The sequence below is a fragment of the Mycobacterium parascrofulaceum ATCC BAA-614 genome (genome assembly GCF_000164135.1).
Classification (GTDB): domain Bacteria; phylum Actinomycetota; class Actinomycetes; order Mycobacteriales; family Mycobacteriaceae; genus Mycobacterium; species Mycobacterium parascrofulaceum.
This window is the reverse complement of the sequence record NZ_GG770553.1, coordinates 166,218-189,337: the sequence shown is the minus strand read 5'-3', so window position 1 is coordinate 189,337 and position 23,120 is coordinate 166,218. Positions and strand designations below refer to the sequence as shown.

19 protein-coding genes are annotated in these 23,120 nt (G+C 67.5%); 14 read left to right on the top strand and 5 right to left on the bottom strand.

The annotated features are described in order from the left end of the window. Positions 1–79: 79 nt before the first annotated feature. The 14 genes from ipdE1 (at position 80) to fadA6 (ending at position 20,179) form a co-directional block, all read left to right on the top strand. Positions 80–1,228: an acyl-CoA dehydrogenase IpdE1 gene (gene ipdE1 / locus HMPREF0591_RS00970; RefSeq protein ID WP_007166508.1), complete on the top strand. Its 1,149-nt coding sequence runs from the start codon at positions 80–82 to the stop codon at positions 1,226–1,228. Continuing rightward, entirely contained in the window at positions 1,225–2,013 is a 789-nt protein-coding gene (gene ipdF, locus HMPREF0591_RS00965) for a (5R,7aS)-5-hydroxy-7a-methyl-1-oxo-2,3,5,6,7,7a-hexahydro-1H-indene-carboxyl-CoA reductase (protein WP_007166507.1), read from the top strand. The genes ipdE1 and ipdF overlap by 4 nt, the downstream gene beginning before the upstream one ends. 80 nt (positions 2,014–2,093) lie before the next feature. Then, positions 2,094–2,756 carry a DUF4190 domain-containing protein gene (locus HMPREF0591_RS34620; RefSeq protein ID WP_244268780.1) on the top strand — a complete coding sequence of 221 codons (663 nt, stop codon included), beginning with the start codon at positions 2,094–2,096 and terminating at the stop codon, positions 2,754–2,756. Positions 2,757–2,857: 101 nt separating this feature from the next. Next, the gene (locus HMPREF0591_RS30205) at positions 2,858–3,592 is read left to right on the top strand and encodes a DUF4190 domain-containing protein (protein ID WP_083212271.1); all 735 of its coding nucleotides are present in this window, start codon (positions 2,858–2,860) and stop codon (positions 3,590–3,592) included. Between the two features lie 264 nt (positions 3,593–3,856). Further along, positions 3,857–4,243: a hypothetical protein gene (locus HMPREF0591_RS30200; protein ID WP_167310109.1), complete on the top strand. Its 387-nt coding sequence runs from the start codon at positions 3,857–3,859 to the stop codon at positions 4,241–4,243. 16 nt (positions 4,244–4,259) lie between these two features. Continuing rightward, the gene (locus tag HMPREF0591_RS00945; protein ID WP_244268779.1) at positions 4,260–6,950 is read left to right on the top strand and encodes a vWA domain-containing protein; all 2,691 of its coding nucleotides are present in this window, start codon (positions 4,260–4,262) and stop codon (positions 6,948–6,950) included. After that, complete coding sequence (locus HMPREF0591_RS00940) at positions 6,950–10,507, top strand: tubulin-like doman-containing protein (RefSeq protein ID WP_007166502.1); 3,558 nt, start codon at positions 6,950–6,952, stop codon at positions 10,505–10,507. The genes HMPREF0591_RS00945 and HMPREF0591_RS00940 overlap by 1 nt, the downstream gene beginning before the upstream one ends. 2 nt (positions 10,508–10,509) lie before the next feature. After that, positions 10,510–13,143 carry a hypothetical protein gene (locus tag HMPREF0591_RS00935; RefSeq protein WP_007166501.1) on the top strand — a complete coding sequence of 878 codons (2,634 nt, stop codon included), beginning with the start codon at positions 10,510–10,512 and terminating at the stop codon, positions 13,141–13,143. Next, on the top strand, positions 13,143–15,134 hold the full coding sequence (locus HMPREF0591_RS00930) for a SaeA-related protein (RefSeq protein ID WP_007166500.1): 1,992 nt from the start codon (positions 13,143–13,145) through the stop codon (positions 15,132–15,134). The genes HMPREF0591_RS00935 and HMPREF0591_RS00930 overlap by 1 nt, the downstream gene beginning before the upstream one ends. Beyond that, positions 15,131–16,225: a GAP1-N2 domain-containing protein gene (locus tag HMPREF0591_RS00925; protein ID WP_007166499.1), complete on the top strand. Its 1,095-nt coding sequence runs from the start codon at positions 15,131–15,133 to the stop codon at positions 16,223–16,225. Before HMPREF0591_RS00930 ends, HMPREF0591_RS00925 begins: the two co-directional genes overlap by 4 nt. Then, on the top strand, positions 16,225–17,139 hold the full coding sequence (locus HMPREF0591_RS00920; RefSeq protein ID WP_040621591.1) for a hypothetical protein: 915 nt from the start codon (positions 16,225–16,227) through the stop codon (positions 17,137–17,139). Before HMPREF0591_RS00925 ends, HMPREF0591_RS00920 begins: the two co-directional genes overlap by 1 nt. 7 nt (positions 17,140–17,146) lie before the next feature. Next, positions 17,147–18,310 carry a hypothetical protein gene (locus tag HMPREF0591_RS00915; protein WP_007166497.1) on the top strand — a complete coding sequence of 388 codons (1,164 nt, stop codon included), beginning with the start codon at positions 17,147–17,149 and terminating at the stop codon, positions 18,308–18,310. A 50-nt stretch (positions 18,311–18,360) separates the two neighbouring features. Continuing rightward, positions 18,361–18,963 (top strand): TetR family transcriptional regulator KstR2, encoded by a 603-nt coding sequence (gene kstR2, locus HMPREF0591_RS00910; RefSeq protein WP_007166496.1) that lies wholly within the window; start codon positions 18,361–18,363, stop codon positions 18,961–18,963. A 55-nt stretch (positions 18,964–19,018) separates the two neighbouring features. Continuing rightward, positions 19,019–20,179, top strand: a complete 1,161-nt coding sequence (gene fadA6 / locus HMPREF0591_RS00905; protein ID WP_040620846.1) for a steroid 3-ketoacyl-CoA thiolase FadA6 — start codon at positions 19,019–19,021, stop codon at positions 20,177–20,179. A gap of 89 nt (positions 20,180–20,268) precedes the next feature. Here fadA6 and HMPREF0591_RS00900 read toward each other — a convergent pair whose 3' ends face one another. The 5 genes from HMPREF0591_RS00900 to HMPREF0591_RS00880 form a co-directional block, all read right to left on the bottom strand. Next, entirely contained in the window at positions 20,269–20,700 is a 432-nt protein-coding gene (locus tag HMPREF0591_RS00900; protein WP_007166494.1) for a VOC family protein, read from the bottom strand. After that, positions 20,693–21,169, bottom strand: a complete 477-nt coding sequence (locus HMPREF0591_RS00895) for a helix-turn-helix transcriptional regulator (RefSeq protein ID WP_007166493.1) — start codon at positions 21,167–21,169, stop codon at positions 20,693–20,695. The genes HMPREF0591_RS00900 and HMPREF0591_RS00895 overlap by 8 nt, the downstream gene beginning before the upstream one ends. A 19-nt stretch (positions 21,170–21,188) precedes the next feature. After that, a complete protein-coding gene (locus tag HMPREF0591_RS00890; RefSeq protein ID WP_007166492.1) occupies positions 21,189–21,929 on the bottom strand; it encodes a hypothetical protein in 741 nt (246 codons plus the stop codon). Continuing rightward, positions 21,926–22,573, bottom strand: coding sequence for a SatD family protein (locus HMPREF0591_RS00885; protein ID WP_007166491.1), 648 nt, complete (start codon positions 22,571–22,573; stop codon positions 21,926–21,928). Before HMPREF0591_RS00885 ends, HMPREF0591_RS00890 begins: the two co-directional genes overlap by 4 nt. 70 nt (positions 22,574–22,643) lie before the next feature. Next, a complete protein-coding gene (locus tag HMPREF0591_RS00880; RefSeq protein WP_007166490.1) occupies positions 22,644–23,066 on the bottom strand; it encodes a nitroreductase family deazaflavin-dependent oxidoreductase in 423 nt (140 codons plus the stop codon). Positions 23,067–23,120 lie beyond the last annotated feature (54 nt).

The following is a 23,120-nucleotide window of genomic DNA, read 5'->3' as shown; positions in this document are numbered from 1 at the left end:
TTTCCCATCACCTTCATACCGACCACGACACCCAAACAAAGCCTTGCCAACCGGCAGCGGCTTGACATAGGAGAAACGCATGCAGGACGTCGAGGAGTTCCGGGCGGAGGTCCGCGGTTGGCTCGCCGACAATCTGGTCGGCGAATTCGCCGCCCTCAAGGGCCTTGGCGGACCGGGGCGCGAGCACGAGGCCTTCGAAGAGCGCCGGGCCTGGAACCAGCATCTCGCCAAGGCCGGTCTGACCTGCCTGGGCTGGCCGGTCGAACACGGCGGCCGCGGGCTGTCCACCGCGCACCGGGTGGCCTTCTACGAGGAGTACGCCCGCGCCGACGCGCCGGACAAGGTCAACCACTTCGGCGAGGAACTGCTCGGCCCGACGCTCATCGCCTTCGGCACCCCCGAGCAGCAGCGGCGCTTCCTGCCGAAGATCCTCGACGTCACCGAGCTGTGGTGCCAGGGCTACTCCGAACCCGGCGCCGGCAGCGACCTGGCCAACGTGTCGACCACCGCCGAGTTGGACGGCGACGAGTGGGTGATCAACGGCCAGAAGGTGTGGACCTCGTTGGCGCACTGGGCGCAGTGGTGCTTCGTGGTGGCCCGCACCGAGAAGGGCTCCAAGCGGCATGCCGGGCTGTCCTACCTGCTGGTGCCGCTGGATCAGCCCGGGGTGCAGGTCCGGCCGATCATCCAGCTGACCGGCGACTCGGAATTCAACGAGGTCTTCTTCGACGACGCGCGCACCGAGGCTCAGCTGGTGGTGGGCGAGCCCGGCGACGGCTGGCGGGTCGCCATGGGCACGCTGACCTTCGAGCGCGGCGTGTCCACGCTGGGGCAGCAGATCCGCTATGCCCGTGAGCTTTCCAACCTGGCCGACCTCGCGCGGCGCAACGGCGCCGCCGACGACCCCTTCATCCGGGAGCGGCTGACCCGGGCGTGGACCGGGCTCCGGGCCATGCGTTCGTACGCGCTGGCCACGATGGACGTCGAGCAGCCCGGCCAGGACAACGTGTCGAAGTTGTTGTGGGCGAACTGGCATCGCGGTCTGGGCGAGCTGGCGATGGACGTGATCGGCAAGCCGGGCCTGACCCTCTCGGACGGCGAATTCGACGAATGGCAACGGCTCTTCCTGTTCACCCGCGCCGACACCATCTACGGCGGCTCCAACGAGATCCAGCGCAACATCATCGCCGAGCGCGTGCTCGGCCTGCCCCGGGAGGTAAAGGGATGAGCCTGTCCGAAGCTCCGAAAGAGGTTGCCGGACACGGGCTCCTGCAAGGTAGGGTGGTCGTCGTAACCGCGGCGGCGGGCACCGGCATCGGCTCCGCGACCGCGCGCCGCGCCCTGGTCGAGGGCGCCGACGTGGTGGTGTCCGACCACCACGAACGCCGGCTCGGGGAGACCGCCGACGAACTGTCCGCCCTGGGGCTGGGCCGCGTCGAGAGCGTGCTGTGCGACGTGACGTCCACCGCGCAGGTGGACGCGCTGATCGCCTCGACCACCGCCCGGATGGGCCGGCTCGACGTCTTGGTCAACAACGCCGGGCTGGGCGGCCAGACGCCGGTGGTCGACATGACCGACGACGAGTGGGACCGCGTCCTGAACGTGACGCTGTCGTCGGTGTTCCGGGCCACCCGCGCGGCGCTGCGTTACTTCCGCCAGGCCGGCCACGGCGGGGTGATCGTCAACAACGCCAGCGTCCTGGGCTGGCGGGCGCAGCACTCGCAGTCGCATTATGCCGCCGCCAAGGCGGGCGTGATGGCGTTGACCCGTTGCAGCGCAATCGAAGCCGTCGAATACGGGGTGCGGATCAACGCGGTGTCCCCCAGCATCGCCCGGCACAAGTTCCTGGACAAGACCACCTCGGCGGACCTGCTCGACCGGCTGTCCGCCGGTGAGGCGTTCGGGCGGGCCGCCGAGCCCTGGGAGGTGGCGGCCACCGTCGCGTTCCTGGCCAGCGACTACTCCAGCTACCTGACCGGCGAGGTCATTTCCGTCTCCAGCCAGCATCCATAAAACGAACGGCTCTGCGCGAGCGGGTTAGGCTGGGCATTGCTCGGAGGTGGTCGGGGGAAAGCGATCACCAGGGGGTGCTTGTGAGTTTCGCCGGCCAGCGCGCGGAGGGGCCGAATCCGTTCGACGGGGATCCGTTCGGCACGTCTGGGTCTTTGACCCAAGAGCCAATGCCGTTGCCCGGGCGGCCGCCGTCGCCATCGAGTGGCGAGGTCAACACGTTCGCCACGTTGTCGGTTGTCTTTGCGTTCGTGTTTGCGCCCGCGGGAGCGGTGCTGGGCCACCTCGCCCTCGCCCAGATCAAACGCACTCGCCAACCGGGGCATCGGCGGGCGGTGCTCGGTCTGACGCTGTCGTACGTCTTTATCACGCTGGCAGTAATTGCCCTCGTCGTCTGGCTGCTGCTGGGAGACCACGGTGGTGACAACGGCAGCACGAAACAGTCGGCCGCCGTGGCGCCGCCCGTGATCACGTCCACCGTGATCACTCCGCCGCCGCAGAGCCGTCCGCGGGTCAGCGTGGCGGAGCTGCGGGTCGGCGACTGCGTCGAGATCCAAAAGAACCAGCCCGACCCCACCAGGGCCAACACCGACCAGGTCTTCATCTACCGAACCCGGTGCGAAGTCCGCGACGGCGTCTTCCAGGTGCGGCGGAAGGGCACGGATGCCGCCCAATGTCCGCCAGGCGAATACCTCACGAACGATCAAGAGAACATCGTCGCGTGCTTTGTGAAATACGGGCAGTGATTGGAACCCGACGGCCGCACCGGATGCGCCGCGCGCGCAGCCGGTTTCGCCATGTGCACCACATGTGTAATGCGTGCGAGGCGGGGTAGGACCGCGAAGTGATGAGCAGTGGGGACCCCTTCGCACCGCCATCGGGTGATCCATTCGCCGCCTATGGCGTGGCTCCCGATGATGATGCCGGCCCGCCGACCAGTTACGGCGGGCCGCAGACGGAACCGTCCGACGGCGGCCGGCCGGACAACGCATCCGCGCCTGGGGATCCGTTCGACTTCGCGCCGGCACCGCCTCCGGCGGCGCGCCCGCCGCTGAATACCTACGCATTGCTCGCACCGGTGTTCGGCGTCCTGGCGCCCCCCGCCGGTGTGGTGCTCGGGCACCTGGCCCTGCCACAGATCAAGCGCACCGGCGAGCGAGGATGGCTGGCTGCCGTGTGTGGGCTGGTCGTCGGCTACCTGCTCTCGGTCGTCCTGGTGGCCTTGCTGATTTGGCTCCTGGCGCGGGATGGCGGCGCAGCGAACGGCGGCCGTGCCGCCTCGCCGGCGGGTGCCGCTCCATCGACGAGCGTCATCACGTCCGTCGCGCCCCGCCCGATGCGGCCCAGGCACAAGATCACACTCGATCACGCGACGGTTGGCAAGTGCGTCGAGATCGAAAAGCGCGACAGCAGTGGCGGCGTCAGCGATGACGAAGCGCTGGACCTATTCGAGGTGCCCTGTGAGCACCGCGTCGGCGTTTACACGGTGACCTCGCGGGTACCCGCCGACGCGGAGTGCAACTCCACCTATGTTGCCGCGCCTCCGGACCGGTCTTTCGCCGTCTGCCTGAACCGGTATTGACCAGACAGCGACACCCGGGACAGGCCGTGTGAGCGGGGCCCAAATCACACTGAAACCCAACCACAGCCTCCATAGAACTGATGGGAGAGCCTGATGGATAGCATCAGCGTCGACCGGACGGCACCGGCGTCATCCGCCTCGGATCCGTTCGACTTCAGCGACTTCGGCGGTCGCGCCTCCGGGGGGCCGGGGCACCCCGAACTTCAGTCGCGACCGGGCGTGCCGAGCGGCGGTTTCGACCCATTCGAGGGTCAGGCACCGACGGTGACGACATCGGCCGTTGCGGAAACCTTCGCCGATCCGGCAAACGCGGAGCCGGCCTCCGCCTTTGCGGTGGCAGGCCCACCCCTGCGACTCTTCAGCGCGGCGTTTGCGGTCGCCGCCCTGGGCGTGGTATCGGCGCTCCTCAGTTATATTGCAACGCAGGGCAATTCGTCTGTCATGCTGGCGTTCGTCGGCTGGTTGCTCGCCGGACCGGCCGCGATCGGTGTCCTGGCCTGGTGCAGTCGGCTTGACACCCGTCGGCGCTTGAGCGCGGTGTATTCGGCGCCGGCCTGGCTGCGCCCCGCCTATTGGGCGGTGCTGGCAACTTGTGCGGCGGGGATCGGGATGGGCGCCTGGCAACTCGCGCTGTGGGCCGGCAGGTTCTAGGGGCGCCGCGGCGATGATGCATCTGCGACGGACCCGATGGCCGGTTGTCGCCCGGCTGATTGCGGCCGTCGTGATGCCGTTCGGCATTCTGCTGGCCGGCTTGCTCACCCCGCTCGCGGGTGCCGATACTCCCGACCGTAGCGCCGCCGTCAGCCGCTACGGCGGTTGTCTCGCGTCGCAGAAGGCAGGGGACCTCCTGCTCCTGGTCGACGAGTCGGGCAGCCTGAAGAGCACGGACCCGAAGGCGGCGCGGGTAGATGCGGCGAAGTACCTCGTGAAAACCCTTGGTGATTACGCGGATCGGACAAATGTAAATCTTGACGTGGCGATCGCCGGCTTCTCCGAGGGTTATGCGGTCAGGCAAGGCTGGAGACGGTTGGATTCGGCATCGGTCGACTCCGTCGACGACCAACTGCAGACGCTGGCTCAACACAACAGCGGTGCCGACACCGATTACTGGTTGGCGCTGGACGGGGCACGACAAACGCTGGCCGACCACGTGCAGGGCAATCCCAACCGGTGCCAGGCAATCGCCTGGTTCTCTGACGGCAAGCTCGACTTCAGCAAACGACCGGGCGGGCGGCCCTACGCCCCCGGAGTGGATCTGGGCAGCGACGACGGTGTCGCCGAAATGATTCGCCGGGCAACAGATTCCATCTGCAGGCCGGGCGGACTGGCCGATCAGCTCAGGGCCGCGCATGTAGTGATGTTGGGCGTCGGCCTCGGGAATGACGACTCCGATTTCGACGTGATGTCGGCGATCAGCACCGGCGCCGGCCCGAACGGCACCCGCTGCGGCGGCATCACCGACCCCAAACCCGGCGCCTTCTATCGTGTTTCGAACATCGACCAGATGCTTTTCGCGTTCGATGCGCTCAATCCCACGCCCCGATCCGACGACAGCAAGCCGGTCTGCCGAGAGAAGGTGTGCCAGGAGGCACGGCACAATTTCGTACTGGACCGGTCGGTGAAGTCGGTCAACATCGTGGGCTCCGGCGGAATGCCCGGCATAGTGCCGTACCTGATCTCGCCGTCGGGACAACAGGTGCAGCTACCCAAAAAAGACGGCAACGTCAGCGTCAACGTCGACGGCATACCGGTCAGCTACCAGTGGCCGTCCGAGTCGGCGCAGACGATCTCCATGCATGACGCCGGCAACCCGAGCTGGCCGGGCCAGTGGGCGATCGTGTACGTCGACACCACCGGCAAACATCCCGGCGCCGTGTCGCGCGTCGCCATCCACATCAGCACGGACATCTTCCCGGCCGTCAACAGCGACAAGGAATCCTGGCACGCCGGCCAGGTAGTGAAGGGCGTTACGTTCGGATTGGTCGACGGAAAGGGCAATCCCGTCGATCCCACCGGCCTCGCCGGTGATGCCACCGTGTCCGCGGTCCTCGCCGTCGGCGGCGCCGCACCGGTCAAATTGCTGGACTCGGTGCCCAAGGCCGACATCGGCAAACCGGTCGACGTCGACCTCACCAAGGTGAAGCCGGGTCCGGCGACCGTACGCATGTCGCTGGTGATCACCACTGCGCCCGCGCCGAATCCCCACGGCGGCCCGCCGATCGCCGGCACCACCCTCTCGCCGCAGCACGTCGACACGCCCGTGCGGATTTTGCCCAGGGTCGGTCTGCCCGCGCCGGGCGAACGAATCGACTTCGGAACGGTCGAGGGCAGCAAGGGCGCCGCGGCCACACTCGATATCACCGGGCCGGGCTGCGTGTGGATCGCGAAGGGTGACCGGCCGTCGATCGTGGCGGCACCCGAGGATCTGGGTTCCGTCGAGGTCAGCTCGACGGCCGACGGGCCGGGCAACTGTCTCAAGGTCGACCGGGACCGGAAGGCCGCCCTGCCCGTCACGCTGCAAACCCAGCACAACGGCCACGGCGGCCTCACCGGCACCGTTCCCGTTCACATTGCGGCCGAACACAACCCGAACGATGCACAGGTCGTCGACGTCACCTTCGTGGCCTCCATGGTGCGTCCCTTGAGCACGACCAACTTCCTGCTGGTGCTCATCGCGGCGTTGCTGCTGGGTCCCGGCATACCGTTGGCCCTGCTGTATGCGGCCAAGTGGTATGTGGGAAAGATTCCCCCCGTTCCCATGGTTGCCGAACGCATTCCCGTCGAAGTCGTCGACGGCATCGTCCTGCGGGACGGCAGGCCCTTCGAGATGGCTGATACGGATCTCGTGACGCCGGTTACCGGTCTGTCGCGCGGCACTCGGCACTTGACCGTGCTTGGTGTGCAGTTGTCGGCGGAATTGGGCCGCAGTCCATTCGGGACTGCCCATGTGCACGTCGACGCTCCTGGATACGTCACCGCCGGGTCGGAGTTACCGTCAACCGACGACAGCGGGCTGCGCGCTGTGCTGCCGCTGGCGGTACACGGCAAATGGGTTGTCCTGCACAACCCGAACGACGCGCCAAACAGGGCCGAAGTACTACTGATGGTCAACGGGCAAGCCGATGTCACCCAGCGCAAGAAGATCTACGAAGCCGTCGAACGCCGGCTGCCGGAGGTGCTGAGCCAACTACGCCACCGCGCGGCGGAAGCGCTGCTCACCGCCAAGGAACCCGGTGAGCCGGACGCTTCCTCACCTTTCGGCCCCAGTCCCGTACCCGACACCGGCTTCGACCCTTTCGCGGACACCGACGACGTTCGCGCTGAGCAGAAGCCGTTCAACCCAGGAGGAGGAACCTGATGCGTCGGTTTTTGGTGGTCGGTTGCGGCGGGTCCGGCGGAGCCACGCTGGCCTACATGATGGACCAGCTGCGCTCCGAACTCCTTGCGGCAGGGGTCCAATCACTGCCGATCGGCTGGCAATTCGTCCACATCGACGTTCCCAGCGGCGCTGAAGCGGGACCCGACGGCCTGGCCAACGTCGCCGGCCAAGGCGGAACGTACATCGGGGCCGGGCCGCAGGGCAGCAGTTACGCGATCCTGGACAGCGCCTTGTCGCACCGGCTGACCGCCGAGTCGGCGCTCGACACCATCGCGACGTGGGCGCCGCGTCAGCCCGATGCGGTGACGAACCCGATCTCCGCCGGCGCCGGCCAGTACCGCGCCATCGGCAGGATGATCACCTTGAGCAAGGCCGGCGAGATACGGCAACGGCTGCAGAACGCGTGGGACCAATTGTTCCGCGTGGAGGCGATGTCCCAGATGGCGCAGCTCGACGTTCCCGGCATGGGTGCATTCGACCCCAACGAGCCCCCGCTGGTGTTGGTGGTGTCGTCGATGGCCGGTGGCGCGGGCGCCTCGATGGCGCTCGACGTGTGCCGGCTCCTGACTCTGGTCGCGGGCCTGGACCCCAAGCTGATGGGGGTGTTCATGGTAACTCCCGACATCTTCGACTCGCTGCCGGAAAGCGCACGAATCGGCGTGCGCGCCAACGCGTTGGCGCTGCTCGGCGAAATTGTGGCGAGCCAATCGGGAGCCGCCCGGGACCATGACGTACGCATTCTGCGCGCGCTCGGCCAGCAGCACGGCGAGGGCGAGGCGATTCCGTTCGCGCGTGTCTTCCCGGTCGGCCGCTACGTCGGTGCCGACCGAACGCTTTTCGGTGACGGCTCCCAAAACGCCGTCTATCGCGGGCTGGGCCGTGGGCTGGCCGGACTGATGATGAGCGGGACGGCCAGCGAACAGTTCGTTTCGTACGACCTGGGAAACACCGCTTCCCCATCCGGAGACCGGGATCTGCTCGGCTGGGGCAACGAGGTGTGGGACCCATTGCCCTGGGGCACCTATGGTTTCGGCAGCCTGTCGATGGGCCGGGACCGCTACGCCGAGTACGCGGCACAACGGCTCGCGCGCAGCTGCGTGGACAAGCTGCTGTTCGGTCATTTGCAGCGCGGAAATCCGGCGTCGGGCGGTGAGCAACTCGAATCGCTGTTGGACAGCCAGTGGCCGGCGACTTGTGACAGCCTCGGCCTCCCCGCCACCTCTGGTGAAGAGACCAGCCGCGTGCGGCTGCTGGGCAACTGGATTACGACCGTGGCTTTTCCGGCCCGTGCCGGCAGCTCCACCACCGCCACTCTCATCGACCGTCAGCTCCGCGGATTCCTGCCCAGCCCGGAAGGCGTGATGGCCGAGCAATGGGTGCCGATCTTCCGCCAGGCGGTGGCCAACCGGCGGGCGCCGCTGACCAAAGCGGTGAACGACGCCGCATACGCGATGGCATTCGCGTGGCACCGCGAATTCCTGCACCGCATCGACACCCTGGTCACACGGTGCGTCGCCGACTTCGGCCTGCCCTACACCCGCGGTGTCGTCGAGCGCCTGCGTCGTTACATCGACGAGGAACTGACCACGGCCGTCGAGGATCTGGGCTCGATGGGGCCTAAAGACGTTGTGGCGTTGGCATCCAACGTCGAATCCGCGGTGAACTCCCTGCGCGGCGTCATGTCGAATGCCGACCAGGTGCTGCGCACCGCGCTCGACGGGTTCCAGGGCAACATCCGCCGCGCCCTGTACGCCAGCGCCTCCACCAAGGTCGCCGACGTCCTCAAAGTCATAGGCGGCGAACTCCTGGGGCCGTTGAGCGCCGCGCTGAGTGAGGCGCAGGTGATCCTCGAGAACGCGCAATCCGAGGCGCCGTCCGACGTCGGGCTGGCGCGGCTGGTCACCGACCAGTACACCGCCTGGCCCTCGGATGCCGACGAGCTGGTGCCGGGCCGCTTCGCCGAAGCGAACAACGAGGTGCTGTTGATCAATTCCACCGCCTTCAAGGAGCGCTACGAAGTCGACTTGCCCAAGGCGCTGGTTACCGGGCACGCATCGCCACCGTTTTCCGACGCCGTCGTGGAGAGCACGGCCCGGGTGATCGCCGGAGAGTGGAGAACCACCGGCGGGGTACCGGCGCCGGGCGGGCTGCTGGACCGCACCTCGAATTGGGTGACACGGGCCTTCGGCGCCGACCCCGACACGGGCGCTTCACTGGTCCCGTCGTTGGCTCAGTACGATATCCACACGCACCCAACGGAATTGCTCAGGCGGGCGCGACTATACGTGGGACGCCCCGGAGAAGCCTTTGCGGAGTTCTGCAAAGTGTCGCTGCGCGATTTCGTCCAGGGCGCGGGTGTGCCCGAGTCCGAGCTCGCCACCCGGCGCCGCGACATCGTCGCCAAGTTCAACGAAGCGCTCGCGCTGGCGCGGCCACTTGCCAGCATCAACGATCAGTCACTGCAGGCGGTGCACCCCGGACAGCAGCTCGAGTACCGCTACAAATTCTCCGAAATCCCCTTCCTGGGGCAGTCGGTCGCGGAGGCGCTCAGCGACGCGCTGCGCCAGAATCCCAGAATCGACCAGGCGACGAAGGACAATTTCGCCCGGTCGCTCAGCGACGAGGACAGCGTGACCCGTATCGACATCTTCGGGTCCTATCCGAATTACTCGCCGCTTGCCTTCGATTCGGTACTCACCCCGGCGGCCCAACAGTGGTCGGCGACGGCCGGCCCGGGCAGGGCCGCGTTCTGGCGGTACCGGCGCAGCCGCCCACTGCAGGCCTCCTTGCCGATGGCGGACGCGGAACGCCGGTCGATGACCGCGGGCTGGTTCCTGGGTCAACTGACCGGCCAGATACAGATCCCGTCGTCGCCGTTTACCGAGCCCGTCCGGATCTTCGACGAAGAGCATCTGCAGTGGCTGGCCTTCCCAAACCCGTTGCTTACCCCGCCCGCCCAATTCACCGCATCGTATGACTGGCTCCCCGCGGTCCTGGAAGGCATTTTGCTGGCGATCGCGCAATCGCACGAGCCCCCGGTCATGCGGTCACTGCGCCCATACCAGGTCCTGCGCCGGCTTTTCGATTCGCACTCACAAGATCCGGCGAGCGGCATCGTGGAACTGGCGGCGGCCGGGCGGCTAGTGGAATTCCTGCGCGGCGGAAGCGAAGCCCACCAACTGGTTTCCCGCATCCCGGAGGTGGCGGCCGCCGAAACGCCCGCCGCGCGAGCCGATGCCGCCGTGGAGTGGCTGTCCACCATCCGTGGCGTGGCCGCCGAGTACCTGCCCGCAGGCAACGACGGGGCGGCCGCGACCGGCAGCTATACGCAGATCGGAAGTCGGGGCAAGGCGGGCAGGACCCCGATTTTCCGTGACGTGGCACCCGATGTGTATTGGGCCACGGGCATCCTCGCCCGGTTGGTGCGGGAAGCCCAGGACGAACTGGAAAAGCAACCTGTCGCGCACCACGTCGCCAACGATGGCGCCCCGGTCGGAGCGGAAGACGCGGTGATTCCGCAAGGCGGGACGTTCTGACCGTGACCCCCGCCGACCGTGCCCCAGGCCAGTCTGCGCTGACCGTGCTGCTCGCCGCGCGTGGTGACGCTGATGAAGTCGTCGCCCTGCTTGCCGACTACGCCGCCGTCGGGCTGGTTGCCCCGTTCGTCTGGGTCTACGCGTCCAACGTCGACGGCTCGTCGGTTCCCGCGACCCTCGTCCGGGACGGGCGTTCGTCAGCGGTAGTGCTGCAACAGTTTCTGACGGCAGAGCGCTTTGACCGCCTCCGGCTCGCCGTCTTGGTTCCCGCGGACGCGCCGGCCGACCAACGGGTGCCCTGTGCGGCCGAACAGACGCTCGAACAGATGGTCCGCGGCTGTGCGGTGGGCGCCCCGGTGACGTTGCTGCGGTTGCTGTTCTGTCGCGGCGCCCCCGCGCGGCACAGCAACGGCCGGTATGCTCCCGAGTTGGTCCTCGAGGGCTGGCACAACCTGCTTGTGGCGCCCGAAGATTCGGCCGGCCCCGGCCTGGGCAGCGTGGCGCTGGACCGGCTGGCGGACCCCGTCGACGTTGCGCGGCATGTGGCCCCGGTGGTTGCCTCGGTCGCCGGACTGTGGACCGGTATCAAGCGGGTGCCCTTCGACGACATCGCGATCCTCCCCGGTCAGACCCTGCGCGCCGTCCGCGCTTTCTACCGCCAGCTCGATGCGACCGGCGTCGAGGACCAGCTCCGGCGGCAGTTGTTCGACGCCGCGGGCCGGCTTCCGCTGCCCCGTAGCGCGCAAGGACCGGTGGTGTACGTCCAAGATGTCGCCTTGGCGAACCAGACCGTGGCGCGCTCGGTGTGGCGGAAACATCGCGACGTGCTGCGCGGCGGTCGCATCGAAATCGGCGGCCATGAACAGCAAGCCATTTCGCCCTGGGCCGCCTGCAAGATCTTCTTCTCCTTCCTGTGGGCCGCGTTGCGCAATGCGCCGTCGGTGTGGCTCGGGGGCATGCTGAGCTCGGTTTCATCCGTGCTGGCGACCACGGTGCAGCACGCGGTGTTCGGTCGGTCGGATTCGGCGTACGCGGTGGTGGCCGGCGGTGCGGTGACGAGTTGGCAGGACATCGAGCGGGGTGCCGAGCAGCTGAGCACGCTGCTGGGCGAACATTCCGAGGCCAGGCACATGGTGCAGACCGACCTCACCCCGCTGTGGGTGGATTACGTCAACGGGGCGCTCACGCTGGCCGATGGTGGCCGCCGCTCGGCGGGCATCGAACCGGTCAGGGTCGGCATAGGAATCGGCGTGGTGCACGACAGCGGGGATGTGGTGCCCAGCGCGGCCGACGCGTTCGCGGCGATCCATCCGTCACTGGCGGCGGTCATCGGCGCGCGGGGTGTCCAGGGCGGTGACATCTTGGGGGCCGCGGACGTCAAGAACCGGCTGGAACGCACCTTCGGTGACGCGGCGGCCGGCCTGGAGGCGCGCCATGCCTTCGCTCGGTTGACCGAGTGGGAGGAAGCCCACGCGAAAAGCTATGCGACACAGTGCGCGTCAATACTGACCGAATTCCTGGGACGCGCCCGAGGCGAGGTCGCCGATCTGGTCCAGCGCATCCGCCAGGCCGCCGAGGATGACGGGGTGGAGCAAAGGCTGCGTCGGCGTGAACGGGTGATCGCGACGATCACCCGCACCGCCGGCTGGGCGGTGTTCTTCGCCCTGATCGCTCTGTTGGTCGTCGCCGGCTTCGGCTGGGTCGGGTGGGACTTCTCGCTGGTGGTGGGCGCCGTCCTCGTCGGTGTCTATGTGCTTGCGGCGTTGCTGCTGTTCGTCCTCGGTCAGCGCCATCTGTTCGCCGAGCTGAATCGGCGCCAGAATCAGATGACCGACTTGGAGGCGATGCACTTCAATCTGCGCGCGGCACTGCAGGATGTGAGCCGGCTGTCCTCGGCGTACGGCCAACTGATGGCCTGGAACCGCGTGCTCGGCGAGGTGTTGCGGGCTCCCTTCGGCCCGATAGCGCCGGCGCGGCCGACGGATGCGCAGGTCGTCGACGGACTACCGCGCTCCGTCCAGATCGGTGTCGCGGCGACGGCCGACGGGGCCGCGGAGTCGGCCGCGAATTCCCTGCAGCAGCGCCTCTATTCGGTGGGATGGCTGTCGCGTCCGTGGGAGCAGATGCTCGATTCCATGGGCCGTCAGTCCGGTGACGATGCGGCCACCCTCTTCCGGATGCCCGGCGCCGGTTCGGGCTCGGTGCTGGATGAATGGTCGGCCGAAGTCGCGTCCGGGGCGGTGCGCCCCCCGGGCGCCGACGCCCTGTGGAAGCAGGTCCAGGGCATCTTCGACGACCCCGCGAGCGGGGTCGCCGACACGCTGACGGACGGGGTCGTCGTGCCCGCGACCGGCGAGCGGATTCCGTTGGCCCGGTTCAGCGGGGTACTGGAAAAACGTTCGGCGCCGGCGCCGTTCGATGCCCGGCTGTTCACCGATGCCGCGGCCACCGCCGGGCGGTCGATGGTCGCCGTCGATGACACCGTCGTCGACCGGCACGGGCTCAGCTACCAAGCCGTGGTCACCCAGGCCGGTGACGGACTGCCGACCTATGACTTCTCGATGTTCTCTCCCGAGTTGGCGGCCGCTTCCTGTGAGGAGGAGCCGCCACCCGAATCCGGATCACTGGTGTTCTGATGACAGACCTGCAACACGTCGATGGCGATGCCCGCCTGGCCGCATTGATGCGGTGGCGCAGCGAATTGATCGACGCGGGGGCGGTGCCTGGGTCCTCCTTCAAAGAGGCGCATGTCCGGTTGGTGCTGAGGTCCGGTGTCACCGACATCGACGAGATTCGCGCGATGCTGCCCGGTTCGGTGGCCGCACATGCCGAAGAAATGGCGCGGGTGCTGCAGGCGGCTGACGGGGATACCGACGAAAGCGCCGGTGACCCCGGCGATGCGGCGCCGGCGCGGTTCGCTCGTTACTCCTACGAGACGGACGAGCACGAGGTGCATCAGCTCTCGTTGCGGCGCACTTCCGACGGCGATTCGCCGACCACGGCATTGGAGGTGTCGTGGTCGCCGCTGCCCGGGACGGAAGACGGCGCGGCCGACCACGTCGTCTACCGCTTGGTGAGCACCGAAGGCGCACGCGGGTATTCGCCCGACAGCGGACACCTCGTGCAGACGACGACGGCCACGGCCGCGACCGATGATCGTCCGATCACCAGCGCCGTTCGTCACTTCCAGGTGTGGGCAAACACCGGGGCATCGGTTGACGAAGCCCTTGCCGCACAACCCGTTCTGCACGCCGCGGGGGTCATCATCGGCACGCCGATGGATGTCGAGGTCCGTGAGGACTTCGGACGCGTGATAGGTCGATGGTCGGCTTTGCCCGGCGTCGACGCCATCCGCGTCTACCGTGTTCCCGCGGAGCTCGCCGAACATGACGGCCCCGCATTCCGCATCGCGGCCGACCAACCAAACCTCACCGGCTTTGTCGACGACGACGCGGAGCGTGGTTGCCGGTACGTCTACCGCGTGCGGTGCGAAGTGGAGGTCGACGGTGTCGTCAGGCTGTCGGAGGCGATCGAATCCGCGATACAGATGTCGGCGGTCCGCGAGCCTGTCACCGACCTGACCCTGACGCTGCCCGCTGAGCCCGAGGGCACCGACGGCACCGTCATCGACCTGGCCTGGACACCCCCCAGGTTCGGCCACGTGCTGGTGTTCCGAACGCCCGACCCGCCCAGCGCCGACGCGCACGGCATCGAGCTGGACGGCTCTGTCCTGGACCAAGTTGGGCTGAACCGTGATTCGCTGCTTCGCCACCCGGTCTCGGAGCGGGTCGACGACCAAGGTGTGCGCCGGTCGGTGTTGGCCGGGGTGCCGTGGCCGCACGGGTGGAACCGCGCATACTTCACGCCGGTCACCGTGCTGGACGGCCGCGCCTGCGTGGGCAAGTCCGTATCCGCCGTGCGGACAGGCCTGATCCGCGACATTGCCCTGATGGAATACTGCAACAAGCAGGTGCTCACCTTCGACTGGCCGCAGGGTGCGGCGTCGGTCATGGTGTACATCGCGCCCAAGCATCACGATCCGCGCCAGGGACTGACCGGCCGCTGCTACGAAATCGCCCTGGCGGACTACGAAAAATACGGGGGCATGCGGTTCGCCGGTGATCTGCCCAACGTCGGTTGCTCGCTGCACCTGGTGCCGGTGGCATTCACCGGCGGGCGCCGCGTCCTCGGTGCGCCGGCGTCCATCGAATACGGCGGCCTGCTGCGGCTCTGGTATGACGTGCGGATCGGACGCGACGAGTTCGGGTTTCCGTTGAACGCCGCGGTGACCATCCGCGCGGAGTCCGAAGCCACCGGCTCGCCGCCGTTCGTCCTGGTGAACAATCCGGAGCGAATACCCTTGACCGTGCACGACGGCGATGCAATCGACATGTATCAGACCGACGCGCGTGGCAGGCCTACTTCGCTGCAGTCCAAGGAGTTTCAGTGGTCAAGCCTGGAACGGGACGGGTCGCGGAACGAGGTGTGGGTGGGCGACGTTCGCGGCCTGCGCGGCTGGATCCGGTTGTTCGCGAACCTGCCCGCCAAGCGCCTGCGAATTCTGGCGCTGCTCGACCCGCCCGTGGAGTCTCTGATGCTGACGCCGCCCGGGGCGATCACGCGATGACCCCGCGGTACGGCCAATTGAGCTACACGTCATTCGATGCGTTCGGCGCCTTCGGTGGTTGGCAGGTAAAGCAGACCGCCGGGGGCATCACCCCTGACGAGGCACGCACGCTGGTGTCCGGCATCCACATCGCCGTGAACTATTCGATCGACCGACTACCTTCATATCCGACACCGACTCAGTTGAAATCCGTGCCACGCAGGCTCAGCTATCGCCGAATCGACGATGACCGGGCCGCGTACTGGCACACCGCACCCGCTGGACTCGACAGCATGGGCCGGCCGGGCAATGTCTTCGCGCACGTGCTGCTCGACCGCGATGCCTCGCAATCCGAGCGTCCGAGCCGGCCCATCGAGTTGTGGAGATCCGCGGGATGGCTCACACCCTATGGCGCTCGCGCGGTGTCGGCCGCGACGCTGCCCGCGCGCGAGCCGGACGCCGGTGGCGCGGTCACACCGGAAGGCGTGGTCGAATTCGCCTGCGATACCGAGACTTGGCGGCTCAACACGCTATGCGGACTGTTGGATGCGGTTGCGGCGGCTATGACGGGAGGGCCTGCCGTCGTGTTGGGCGTCGACTCCCCCGACGCCGCAGCGCAATGGATCGGCGTGGTGAGCTTCCTGATGTCCCCGGGCACGGCCCGACGGCTCAGTTTCTCCACGTTCGACCGCAGTTCCGACGTCAAACGTTGGCCACGGCTCAACCACCACCTCGTCGGGGTACCCCGCACCGATCTGGCCGACCTCGCCGACGTTCCGCGCGGCGCGCTGGTGATCGACGAAGCTGAGAAGCTTTCGGTGGGCGAGTTCCACGGCGAGAATCACCGTACGGCGCGCGGTCAGGAGATCGAGGTCACCGCCTGGTCGGCGATGGCGCAGGTGGCCTTCCTGAACTCGGCTTGGGTACTGGAACTTCTGACGGACATCGACGAAATCTCCGCCGACAGCGGAGACGTCGGATTACCGCCCGCGTTACCGATGGCGCTGTCGGTGTCACAACGATATTGGGGGAAAGACGCTGTGCCCGAGGCCGAGTCGGTCATCGGCGACTACGGGCACCCCGCTTCCGCGGCACCGCTATGGAGGTCTTGATGCCGATTTACCTACTGGGATCCCGGACACCCAGCGTCGAAATCCCCAATGAGACGGTGTCGATCTCGATCGCGGGGTCGGTCGCCGGAGCTTCCCTGTATGTCAACGCCGCCGAAGGGCACAGAGTCATCCGCATCAACCCGCACCTGGCGATCGTCCCCCGGATCGCGTCGGAATTGACGGTAGGCGTCGAACCGGTGGGGGCATCGACGTTCGGCCACGACACCGTCGTGCACCTTTCGGTCGGACTGGATTCGCCCAAGGAGCTCGACCCGGTGCAAGTGGGCTTCGACTCCGTAAATGTCTCCGGTCGCGGCGCGACGGAACTTGCCGCGCTGAACCCGCACGGCGACCGCGTGGAGGTATCCGTGCGTACGGCGGCGGACATCCCGCTGAGCCCGTTGGCCAGCATGGCCCGCACCGCTGCGCGGCGCGGCGCCGGGGCCGGGCCGCACTCGGAAAGCGGCTCGTTGTGCATCGGAGTAGATACCTCCGCCTCGATGCGGAGCGCCTTCATGGACGGAAGTGTCGGCGCCGCGGTCGATTTACTCGTCGGGGTCGCCGACGTCGCCGGCATCCGCGAGTGCACCGCGATCCTGGTCGGCGAGTCCGGCACGCCGGTCCACGCGCCGCCGGCCGAACTCGCCGGCGCGGTGTCTCGCGCTTCCGCGCGATGGTGCGCCGGCGCCCGCTGGTCGGTGCTTCCCGAGGCCGAACACACGTTCTGGGTAAGCGATTTCGCCGATTCGTCCGTTCCGTTTCCCACGCTGTGCATCTCGGCCGACGAGAGGTTGCGGGCGGTAACCCCGCTACTGACGACGCCGCCGCCGGGCGGCACCGCCGAACAGCATCTGTCCACGAAACCCGCGTTGGTCGAGGACATCGCCAACGCATTGCTCCCGATCCTGAGCTGAGTGAGCCATGCCGACCAAGTGCCCCCGATGCTTCTCCGTTCTCGACGACAACGCCTACGCATGGACGGTTGCGCCGGAGCTGGCCAATATGAGGTATTACCGGGACCCCGTCGCGTCGGCGTATGCCGGCGTGGAGACGCATTGCGGCCCCATCCATGTCGTCAACCGCCCGCCACGCTACCGAGGCCCCCTGCAGTCCGCCGGCGACGCCTGCCAAGCACTGAACGCCCCGGTCGTGGAGATCTGCCCGGTGTGCCACTTCACGTTGCCGACGGGATGGCGCCACGGGCATGCGATCTGCCTGGCGATGGCCGGCGCCCGGGCCACCGGCAAGAGTCTGTATATGGCCGTTCTGGTCAAGCAACTCGAAGTCCTCTGCGAACGGCTCGGGGTGTCGATGGAGCCGGCGACACCGGCCACCGCGTCCGCCTACGCGCACAACTACGAAAGGCCGCTTTATGTGCAGCGCGGCCTCATTCCGCCCACGCCGGCCTCGCACACGGAGGCCTCCCATCAACGGGAGCCGCTGGTGTTCAGCATCGGAGCCTGGCAGGGCGTGCGTCGTTACGTGGTGTTGCGCGATGTCGCCGGGGAAGACCTGGAGTCCGGCAACCTCGACGCGCCCCATTTTCGGTTCTTCACCAACGCCGATGCGGTTCTGTTCATGTTCGATCCGCTACGCGTGCAGGTGATCCGCGACCAGTTGCACGACCTGGTTCCCCCGCAGTCGTGGAGTGGCGTCGATCCGCGATCGGTGCTGACCAACCTGCTGCTTGCCGTGGGCCCCGGGCGGCCCCGCCTTGCGGTGGTCATGTCGAAGTTCGACGTCTTGCGTGCGCTCAACGAAGTCGAGGGCTCCACCTGGAGTCACGTGATGTCCAATTCGGGGGCGGCGTTCATGCGGGACAGTTCCTCGACGCGACACTACGACGAGATCGACGGGCAGCTGCTGCATGAGGAGGTCCGCAGCCTACTGTTGCGGCTGCACGGTGCTTCCATCGTGGCGGCGGTCGAAAACCCCTCCAATGGGATCAGGCTGAACCACCGTTACTTCGTCGTGTCGGCGTTGGGGCAGCCGCCGGTGGGCAACCGGCTCAACCCCAGGGGCATCGCGCCGTTCCGTTGCGTCGATCCGCTGCGCTGGGTGACCGCGGGCCACGGCGTCCTGTAGCAACGGCACGCCCGCTGGCCAAGCAAGCGCTTGGTTGATATCCTGTCCGGGTGGAGCGAGTGGCCGGTCAGGCGAACAGCCGCCGCGACGAGTTGTTGGAGCTCGCGGCGACCATGTTCGCCGAGCGCGGATTGCGCGCCACCACCGTGCGCGACATCGCGGACAGCGCCGGCATCCTGTCCGGCAGCCTCTATCACCACTTCTCCTCCAAGGAGGAGATGGTCGACGAGCTGCTGCGCAGCTTCCTGGACTGGTTGTTCGCCCGCTACCGCGAGATCGTCGACAGCGAGGCCAACCCGCTGGAGCGGCTCAAAGGGCTTTTCATGGCGTCGTTCGAGGCGATCGAGCATCGGCACGCGCAGGTCGTCATCTATCAGGACGAAGCCCAACGGCTGTTGTCGCAGCCACGGTTCTCCTATATCGAGGACATGAATCGCCAGCAGCGCAAGATGTGGGTCGAGGTGATCAACCAGGGCATCGACGAGGGCTACTTCCAGCCCGACCTCAACGTCGACCTCGTCTACCGTTTCATTCGTGACACCACGTGGGTGTCGGTGCGCTGGTATCAACCCGGCGGACCCCTGACCGCACAACAGGTGGGTCAGCAATACCTCGCCATCGTTCTCGGTGGGATTACCAAAGAAGGAGTCTGACAAATGGCTCGTGTCGGCGACGATGCAAAGCGAAGCGATGAGGAGGAGCGACACAATGGCTGAGGCGTACGTCATCGACGCTGTGCGTACTGCGGTGGGCAAGCGCAACGGATCGCTGGCCGGGGTGCATCCCGTCGACCTCGGTGCCTTTGCGTGGCGCGGATTGCTCGACCGGGTCGACGTCGACCCCGCCGCCGTCGACGACGTGATCGCCGGCTGTGTCGACGCCATCGGGGGCCAGGCGGGCAACATCGCCCGGCTGTCGTGGCTCGCCGCGGGCTACCCCGAGGAGGTCCCCGGCGTCACCGTGGACCGGCAATGCGGGTCCAGCCAGCAGGCGATTTCGTTTGGGGCCCAGGCGATCATGGCCGGTACCGCGGACCTCATCGTGGCCGGCGGCGTGCAGAACATGAGCCAGATCCCGATCTCGTCGGCGATGACCGTCGGCGAGCAGTTCGGGTTCACCTCGCCGACCAACGAGTCCAAGCAGTGGCTGCACCGGTACGGCGACCAGGAGATCTCCCAGTTCCGCGGCTCGGAGCTGATCGCCGAGAAGTGGAACCTGTCGCGCGAGGAGATGGAGCGGTACGCGCTGGCCAGCCACGAGCGCGCGTTCGCCGCGATCCGCGGCGGTCACTTCGACAACGAAATCCTCACCGTCGAAACGGAATCCGGGCCGTTCCGGGTCGACGAGGGGCCGCGTGAGTCGTCACTGGAGAAGATGGCCGGGCTGAAGACGCTCGTCGAGGGCGGCCGGTTGACGGCGGCGATGGCCAGCCAGATCTCCGACGGCGCGAGCGCGGTGCTGCTCGCCTCGGAGCAGGCGGTCAAGGACCACAAGCTGACGCCGCGGGCGCGCATCCACCACATCAGTGCCCGCGCGGCCGACCCGGTGTTCATGCTGACCGGCCCCATTCCGGCCACGCGCTACGCGCTGGACAAGGCCGGCCTGTCGATCGACGACATCGACACCGTCGAGATCAACGAGGCGTTCGCCCCGGTGGTGATGGCCTGGCTCAAGGAGATCAAGGCCGACCCGGAGAAGGTGAACCCGAACGGCGGCGCGATCGCGCTCGGGCATCCGCTGGGCGCCACCGGAGCGAAGCTGTTCGCCACCATGCTCAACGAACTCGAGCGCGTCGGCGGCCGCTACGGCCTACAGACGATGTGCGAGGGCGGCGGCACCGCCAACGTCACCATCATCGAGCGGCTGTAATCCCCGTTCCGGCCGAGCGTGCCTGTCCGCACGCCGACACGCCGTAAGTCGCGTACCCCAGCGCACGCTCGGCGGCGCGGGCGAGTGAATCAGCCGCGTGCCGGATCGAACTCGAGCACTTCGGTGAGCCGAATGTTGTTGCCGGATGGGTCGCGGAAGGAAGTGTCGATACCGTAGGCCTGCGGCGTGGGCGGGTCGGTGAATGTGACGCCGCGAGCAGACAATTCGTCGTAGGCGGCTTGGCAATCGTCGGTCTCCAGGAACAAGGTGCCACCGGCTCCTTTGGCCACCAGCTCGGCCAGTTGGGCGCTGGCCGCAGCGTCGAGCATCGGCGGCCCTGGAACGGGCATCAGCACCAGCCCGACGTCGTCCCGCTCGACGGGCCCGACGCATAGCCACCGGAAGTTCCATGCCTCCATCGTCACGTCTGCCCGGACTTCCCAGCCGAGCGTCTTGGTGTAGAACTGCAGCGCCGCGTCTTGGTCGTGCACCCAGAACTGCGCGTTGGCAATCTTAATCATCGGTTCTCCTGACTTCGTCGCGTTGCGTTGACGCTACGGCCGACGCGGGCTCGTCGTCTTCTCGAAACGTGCGGTTTTGCGGGCGCCCGTAGCCCAGCGCGACGCAGCGCGGAATTCGCACATGACGCTCGGCGGGTGGGAACTTCGCCCGATAGTTCTGTGGCGTCACGCCGAATATGCGGCGAAAGCTCGTGGTGAACGAGCCGACGCTGTCCCAACCCACAGCGATGCACACGGCGGCCACCGTCCAGTCGGTCGCGCTTAGCAACGCGGCGGCTCGTTCCAGCCGCCGCGTCAGCAGGTACTGGTGGGGCGACTCGCCGAACGTCTGCTTGAAGAGCCGACTGAAGTGCGCCGGAGACAGGCCTGCGGCCGCAGCCAGGTCGGCGACGAAAAGCGGTTCGTAGTAACGCGCGTCAACGAGGTCTTTGGCCCGAAGCAGCTGCCGGGCCACCGGTGCGGATGCCATCCCCACAGTCTGCCCGCCGTCACCGGGCTGACAGCACCAGCGCGATTCCGCCAAGCGCGAGCAGCCAACTCGTGAAGCTGCCCACCAGAAAGTACTCGGTCACCTCGTCGATGCCGACGTCCCCATTGCGGGCTTTTTGGGCGCTCAACTCGGGGAAGCGGATGATGCCCTTGGCGGCGACGACGGCGCTGGCCGCGGCCACTTGTCCGCCGGCGCCCAGGCTCAGGATCAGCAGGCGTTCCAGCGGCCCCAGCAGGCGGCCGCCCTTGAGCCGGTCCGACGGCTGCGGTTCACCCGCCGGGCGTACCGCTCCGACCGAGCCGAGCACCAGGCGGACCAACTGGTTCGCGGTCGCGAATTGCACCAGCACGACGCCGACGATCATGAGCAGCCGATCGGGCGTGACGTGGCCGAGCGGCAAGTGCGCCCAGCCGATCCACCGCGCGATGGCGCCATTGACCGGCGACGACCATCCGGACATCAACGTCAACAGGGCCAGCGCCGCGGCGAACAGCGCCAGCGGCGCGGCTTGCTGGCCGCCGCTGCGTTCGCTGCGCGCGCACAACCACTCCCATGCCACGACCGAGGCGGTCGCGAGCACCAGCAGCGGGATGTCACCGGCATGCCACAAAGCGCCCAGCCCCGAGAGCGCCGCCACCACGACGGGCCCGACGACCAGTGGCACCCACACCGCGCGCACGGCCCGCCGACTCAGATCGGCAATGCCGAGGGCGGTGAGCAGGACGGCGATGACGCTCACGGCAGCCCCCGAAGGTATTGGCTGGCAAGGACAATCAGATCCAAACCATCGCGGCTCGCGCGCTGCGACACCGCCGACGGACTGATGCCCTCGGCGGCGGCGAGCTCCTTTTTGGTCCGGCCGGTCATCAGCCCCCTCGCGATCCGCAACGACCTCTCATCGAGCGATCCAAGCAGATGGTCCCGACACATCAGCGCGGCGTTGACCGCGGCGACGTCGGGGCGTGTCTCGCCCGCCGCCCGAAATGTCGTGCGCACCAGCTTGAAGCCGGGCTGCCGTTGGGTCTCCGCCGTCTGCTGGATGGCTTCCCGGGCGGTCCACCAGCCGGGCCCGTCCTGGATTCGCGCGTCGGCATCGAGGACGGTGACCGCGCCCCACCCGAGCCCGAATCGGACGTCGATGTCGGGCGCAAGGAGCAGGCGCACGGTCAACGCGGCATCGATGGCACCACCGAGAGTGGGATAGCTGCCCTGGAACTCATCGCCGACGGTGAAGGCGGGTGGGTCGATCGCTCCGGCGGCGACCTGGCCGACGGCGGTGGCGACGCGCCGGTGCAGGGCGGCTCGGTCGCGGGCCCGCCGGGAACCCACGACGTCGCCGATCATCGTCGCGCGGGTTGAAGGCCATACCTTCATTGCCACCATATGAAGATTATAGCTTAATTCAACTCATATTTAGTATTCAGCTTAATCGAGTGCGCGATCGAGATGCCGTTCAGCTCGCCGGCTGGTCCTTGACCCTCACGTACGCCTCTATGCCGACGCGTTCGAAGGTGCGTCGCCGGGAAGCCGACACCATGGGCAGAGCCTCGGCCGCATCGACGATCTCGGGCTGGACCACCTGGTATGTCTCGCCGTGCGAGGAGATGGTCGCTCGCCCCGCGGCACGAAGGTTCTGCAACCAATCCACGTCGGTGCCGTAGGGCAGCGGGATGAGGAAGCCGTCGGTGGTTCGCTCGGCCACGACCGGTGTGGTGTACACCTTGCCCGAGCGTCGTCCGGTGTGCTCGATCGCCGCCGCATACCAGTTCTTGCGGCCGGCGAGCCGCAGCATCAGCGGGTTGAGCAGGTATTTGTTGGAAGTGCGAATCGCGTTCAGCAGGGGAGTGGGCCAGGTTGCCGGTTCCAGGGTCATCATGCATCGAGGGTGACGCCGCGCACCGGGCCGGAGCCAGGGTCTTTGGTCGCCGGC

Bases quoted from the DNA above. Each gene is read 5' to 3' on its own strand.
- ipdE1 (WP_007166508.1), top strand. From the start codon at position 80: ATGCAGGACGTCGAGGAGTTCCGGGCGGAGGTCCGCGGTTGGCTCGCC.
- ipdF (WP_007166507.1), top strand. From the start codon at position 1,225: ATGAGCCTGTCCGAAGCTCCGAAAGAGGTTGCCGGACACGGGCTCCTG.
- HMPREF0591_RS30205 (WP_083212271.1), top strand. From the start codon at position 2,858: ATGAGCAGTGGGGACCCCTTCGCACCGCCATCGGGTGATCCATTCGCC.
- HMPREF0591_RS00945 (WP_244268779.1), top strand. From the start codon at position 4,260: ATGCATCTGCGACGGACCCGATGGCCGGTTGTCGCCCGGCTGATTGCG.
- HMPREF0591_RS00940 (WP_007166502.1), top strand. From the start codon at position 6,950: ATGCGTCGGTTTTTGGTGGTCGGTTGCGGCGGGTCCGGCGGAGCCACG.
- HMPREF0591_RS00930 (WP_007166500.1), top strand. From the start codon at position 13,143: ATGACAGACCTGCAACACGTCGATGGCGATGCCCGCCTGGCCGCATTG.
- HMPREF0591_RS00925 (WP_007166499.1), top strand. From the start codon at position 15,131: ATGACCCCGCGGTACGGCCAATTGAGCTACACGTCATTCGATGCGTTC.
- HMPREF0591_RS00920 (WP_040621591.1), top strand. From the start codon at position 16,225: ATGCCGATTTACCTACTGGGATCCCGGACACCCAGCGTCGAAATCCCC.
- HMPREF0591_RS00915 (WP_007166497.1), top strand. From the start codon at position 17,147: ATGCCGACCAAGTGCCCCCGATGCTTCTCCGTTCTCGACGACAACGCC.
- fadA6 (WP_040620846.1), top strand. From the start codon at position 19,019: ATGGCTGAGGCGTACGTCATCGACGCTGTGCGTACTGCGGTGGGCAAG.
- HMPREF0591_RS00900 (WP_007166494.1), bottom strand. From the start codon at position 20,700: ATGATTAAGATTGCCAACGCGCAGTTCTGGGTGCACGACCAAGACGCG.
- HMPREF0591_RS00895 (WP_007166493.1), bottom strand. From the start codon at position 21,169: ATGGCATCCGCACCGGTGGCCCGGCAGCTGCTTCGGGCCAAAGACCTC.
- HMPREF0591_RS00885 (WP_007166491.1), bottom strand. From the start codon at position 22,573: ATGGTGGCAATGAAGGTATGGCCTTCAACCCGCGCGACGATGATCGGC.
- HMPREF0591_RS00880 (WP_007166490.1), bottom strand. From the start codon at position 23,066: ATGATGACCCTGGAACCGGCAACCTGGCCCACTCCCCTGCTGAACGCG.